The following is a 4223-nucleotide window of genomic DNA, read 5'->3' as shown; positions in this document are numbered from 1 at the left end:
ACCGGCCTGCCCCGCGGCACCACCACCGAGGCAACCCCCCAACCGTTCCGCTACACCGGCGCCTACCTCGACCCGACCGGCCTGTACAAGATGGGCCACCGCTACTACGACCCCCAGCTCGGCCGCTTCACCCAGCCGGACCCGTCCGGACAGGAAACCAACCCCTACCTGTACGCCGGCGGCGACCCCACCAACAACAGCGATCCCAACGGGCTGCTCTCACTGGACACCCTGGGGAACATCGGCAGTGGGCTTTCCGTTGCCGGCATCGTCTATGAAGGCCTCACCGGCGGCCCGGACGCGGCGGAAGCCGCAACGGCGGGTGTCATCGCAGACATCGGCATCACAGGTCTTTGTGAAGCCGGGGCTGCGGCCGTGGGAGGGCCGGCCGGAGCGGGGGCAGCGGTGCCCTATTGCGCAGCCATAGGAACTGCTGCGGGAGCCTACGTCACGGCGAACTACCAGAACAGCGCGACTTGAGAGACATCTGCCCGGACACGGTGTCGACCGTGTCCGGGCAGGACTGATTCGACGGAGGAAGTGACAGTGGAACTCGCCAGGAACGAGAGAGAGAACCGCAGGACTGCGGTGATTCTTGCGGCCATCAGTGCAGTCGAGTTGGTATGCGGGATCGTGCTGGGTTTCCTGTCCTTCCCCTCCTGGGGTATGGCTGACAGTTCCTTCATGCTGGGCAAAGTATTGAGTATGGTCTTCATCTGCGGCGCCTTCATTTGCCTTCTGGCGGCAATTGGAAGGAGCCGGAAGTGACACACGCGGCCATACTGGCAGCCAGCGGCAAATACTCACCAGTCGAAAACGCGCAGGATGCGCTCGTCTTCACCATAGGTTTCGTCGCGATCATCGTCGCGCTGTACATACTCGTGAAGATCCGACGCGGTAGGTGAGGCAGCGCCAAGCGCCCGCCGAGGCGTCGGACGGAGCTGCGTGAAAAGGGGGGACCAGAGCGTGCCCGTGACCCTCATCATGCTGGTCCTCGGCGCCGCCGTACTGGCGTTCTTCTTGTTCAGGGAGAAGAACAAGCGCTGACAACCGGCCCTCGGCTGTGCCAACCGGTCCGCCCCCCGCTACGGGAGCGGACCGGTTCGGCGTTCGAGGGTGCAGCAGGCCTGTGCGGGCCCGCAGGCCACGGTGCTCGTCCCGCGCCTCTCAGGTCGTGGACGGCGCCGGGCGCTTGTACATCCTCGTCGCGGTGATCTCGCTGTGGACCGCCTCCCCCGCCTGCGGCGGCTTCGGCAGGCCGGGGCGAAGGTGCTCCTCCACGCTGATGTACTTCAGGCCGGCCCGCAGGTCCGCGTCGTTGCGCAGGCGGATCACCAGCGGGAACTCGGCGAGTGCCGTGGTGTCGAACAGGCCGGTGGTGTACAGCAGCTGCACGCCCAGCGCGTCCGAGACCGCGCGCTGGAGCTCCAGCAGGTACGTCGCGTTGGCGCGGCCGATCGGGTTGTCGAGGAACAGGGTGCCCGCGTGGCGGTGCTTGTCGCTGCGGCCCCGGTCGTTGGAGCGCAGGGCGGCCATCGTGCAGTACAGGGCGATGGCCGCGGTGAGCAGCTGGCCGCCGGAGAACACGTCGCCCATCTGTCCGACGGGCACCCGCTCGGCGCGCAGCACCGCGTCGGGCTTGAGGATCTCGACGGCGACGCCCTTGGGCTGGAGCGCGGCGGCGACTCCGCGCAGCAGCAGGGACATGCCGTCGCGGCGCAGGTCGGAGTTCTTCTTGACCGCCGCGCGGGTGGCCTCGTCGATGACCTCGCCGAGACGTTCGGTGAGGGTGGCCTGGTCGGGTTCCTCGAAGCGGATGCGCAGGAACTCCTGCCCGGACCACTCGCCGAGCCCTTCCGGCAGCCGGGACAGCCGCTGCGCGGAGCGCAGGGTGGCGAGGGCGGACTCGACCATGCCGCGCAGCCGGTCCACGATCGAGTCGCGGTTGCGCTCCAGCTGCGCCAGCTCGTCGGTGAGGACGCGCAACCGCGGGGCGAAGGCGTCGGCCCAGCGCTGGGCGTGCTCGGGCAGGGCGGACGCGGGCAGTTCGCGGATCTGCTGCCGGGCGGGGGTGCGCACCTGCTCGTAGCGGGTGGAGTTGGCGTGCCGCACCAGGACGTCGCTCGCCTCGCGGACGGCGGCCTCGGCGGCGGACAGGTCGGCGGCGCAGCCGCGCAGCGACCGGCGGGCCTCGGCGGCGGCCTGCCGGGCCTCCTCCAGGCTGCCCGGGTACGGTTCCGGCTGTTCCTGGTCGTCCTCCGCGGCGGGCTCGCGCAGCAGGTCGCGCAGGAGGGCGGCGATCTCGTCGAAGCCGCCGGCCGCGTCCTCGGCGGCGCGGTGGGCGGCCAGCAGTTCGGCGTGCGCCTCGCGGGCCTGGGCCAGCGCCTCGGTGCGGGAGGCGAGTTCGGCGGTGGCGGTGCGCAGCAGCGCCTGGGCGTGCTCGGCGTCGCGCGGGACCAGCTCCTCGGGCAGCTCGGTGTGCGCCTCGCCGTCCTCGGGGGCGTGCCGTTCGGCCTCGCCGCGCAGCCGGCCCAGTTGCTCGCTGGCGGTGGACATCCGGGTCTCCAGGAGCTGCACCAGCTCCTCCGCGCGGGCCGCGGCGGCCTGCCGGGACGGCCCGTCGGAGCCGTCGGGGGACTGGAGCAGCTGCTCCGCGCGGGTGCGGACCTTGTTGCTGAGCCGGTCCAGTTCGGCGCGGGCGGCGCTCTCGTCGCTTTCCGCGCGGGCCTGTTCGGCGCGCAGGTCGGCGCCGACGCCGACCTTCTCGTACACCTGGGAGGCGGCCCGGTAGGCCTCGCGCAGGGCGGGCAGGGACGCCTTGGGCGCGTCCGGGTCCGGCTCCGGTACGTCGTCGGGGGCGCCGGCGATCTCGGCGCGCTCGGCGCGCAGGGCGCGGGCGGTGCGGCGGGCGTCGTCGGCGGCGCGCTGGGCGGCGCGGCGGTCCTCGTCGGCGGCGCGGGCGCGCTCCAGGCAGGCCTGGGCGCGGGCCTCGGACTCGGCGGCCTCGTCGGCGAGTTCGCGCAGCTTGGCCTGCCAGCCGGCCCGTTCGCGCAGCCGGAAGGCGAGGCCGGCGAGGGCGTCGGCGGCGCGCCGGGCCTTCTGGGCGGCCTCCTGCTTCTCGTCGCGGACCTGGGCGGCCTCGGCGGCGGCTTCCTCGGCCTCGGCGCGGGCGGTGCGTGCCTCGGCCAGCTCGGCCTCGGCCTCCTCGGCGAAGGCGCGGGCCTCCTCGGCGGCGCGGGCGAGTTCGGCGAGGCGGCCGGCGGGGCAGCCGGTGCGCCAGGAGGCGAGCCGGGCGGCCAGTTCGCGGTCCTTGCCGAGGCGGGCGGCGAGGGCGCGGATCTCCTCGTCGCGCGCGGTCGCGCGGGCGCGCAGGGCCTGTCGTTCCTCGTCGGCGGCGTGTTCGTCGTGCATGGCCGGGTTCGGCGGGACGAGGAAGACGTCGCCGTCGCCGGAGCCGGCGGCCGGGGTGGGGGCGAGCAGGGCGGCGGCGGTGCCGACGGCCACGGCGGACCGGGGCAGCAGCGCGGCGTCGCTGAGGGCTTCGCGGGCGCGGGCGTGCGAGTCGGGGTCGGTGATGATCACGCCGTCGACCAGCTCGGGCCGGGCGGCCAGCACGCGCGCGTGGTCGGCGGGGTCGACGGCCTGGGCGAGGTAGCGCCAGCCGGGGAGCGCGGGGATGCCGTGCTCGCCGAGGAACTCGACGGTGGCCAGCACGTCGGGGCCGGGCGGCAGCAGCCCGCCGTCGCCGAGCGCGCCGAGGATGCGGGCGTCGTCGGCGGCGGCGGTGCGCAGGTCGAACAGCTGCCGCTCGGCGGAGGAGACGGCGTCGTCGAGGAGTTCGCGCAGCTCGTCGGCGAAGCGGTCCAGTTCCTCGGCGGTCAGGGCGGTCTCGGCGGGGGCGGTGTCGTCCTCGGGGGTGTCCTCGCCGTTGCGGGGCGCGGGCACCAGGGCGCGGGCGCCGGCGGAGGCGCCGGGCAGGCTCAGCAGTTCCGCCAGCCGCTCCTCGGCGGCCAGCGCCTCGGCGGTGCGCCGCTCGCCCTCGTACGCCCGTTCGGCGGCGGTGGCGGCGTCGGCCGCGCGGGCGGCGGTCAGCTCCGCGCGGGACTCGGCGGCGGGCGCCGCGCGCGCGGGCGCGGGGGCCGGGGGGGGGGGGTAGCCGGGGGGGTACCACGCGGCGACGGCGCCGGTCTACGCGTGGGGGGCGGGGCGGGCGGGGCGCGCGG

The 4223-nt window shown here is 74.5% G+C and carries 4 protein-coding genes; 3 read left to right on the top strand and 1 reads right to left on the bottom strand.

The window, feature by feature from the left end:
- From AB0K92_RS33450 to AB0K92_RS33440, 3 genes are all read left to right on the top strand, one after another.
- Positions 1 to 480: RHS repeat-associated core domain-containing protein (locus AB0K92_RS33450; protein WP_365929036.1), on the top strand; the 480-nt coding region annotated here is incomplete at its 5' end.
- Between the two features lie 66 nt (positions 481 to 546).
- Positions 547 to 768, top strand: a complete 222-nt coding sequence (locus tag AB0K92_RS33445) for a hypothetical protein (RefSeq protein WP_365929035.1) — start codon at positions 547 to 549, stop codon at positions 766 to 768.
- Positions 765 to 905, top strand: coding sequence for a hypothetical protein (locus tag AB0K92_RS33440; protein WP_365929034.1), 141 nt, complete (start codon positions 765 to 767; stop codon positions 903 to 905). The genes AB0K92_RS33445 and AB0K92_RS33440 overlap by 4 nt, the downstream gene beginning before the upstream one ends.
- 262 nt (positions 906 to 1167) lie before the next feature.
- Here the strand turns inward: AB0K92_RS33440 and AB0K92_RS33435 are convergent, their stop codons facing one another.
- Complete coding sequence (locus AB0K92_RS33435) at positions 1168 to 3945, bottom strand: hypothetical protein (protein ID WP_365929033.1); 2778 nt, start codon at positions 3943 to 3945, stop codon at positions 1168 to 1170.
- Positions 3946 to 4223 lie beyond the last annotated feature (278 nt).

It is taken from the genome of Streptomyces sp. NPDC052687, assembly GCF_040678395.1.
Lineage (GTDB): Bacteria > Actinomycetota > Actinomycetes > Streptomycetales > Streptomycetaceae > Streptomyces.
This window is presented reverse-complemented; position numbering and strand designations above follow the sequence as displayed.